Here is a 260-nt window from a genome sequence, read left to right as displayed (position 1 = left end):
GAAATTGAGTCCATACTTGATAAAGCAAAAACCTACTACCCTGACTCACATAAAATAGAAGTTCTTGCCTTAGATATTCAGTCAAGCAAGCACTCCACGTTACTTTCGATAGCAAGGCAAATCAACAGTCAACTTGAAAAGTCTCGGTACAGTAAAGAAGATGGCAGTAAATCCATCTATGAGCTCAAGGATGAGTTAAATCAGATTCATCAAGGTTATCCTTTCACGCCAAGTTCGTTATCTAGCGATGTTTTCGGTCA

1 pseudogene is annotated in these 260 nt (G+C 38.8%); it reads left to right on the top strand.

Features of this window, described 5'->3' with window-relative positions:
• A pseudogene (locus tag IQR33_RS36130) lies at positions 1-260 on the top strand (serine/threonine protein kinase); the annotation flags it as partial.

It is taken from the genome of Vibrio sp. OPT46, from assembly GCF_015163535.1.
Taxonomy (GTDB): domain Bacteria; phylum Pseudomonadota; class Gammaproteobacteria; order Enterobacterales; family Vibrionaceae; genus Vibrio; species Vibrio alginolyticus.
This window is presented reverse-complemented; position numbering and strand designations above follow the sequence as displayed.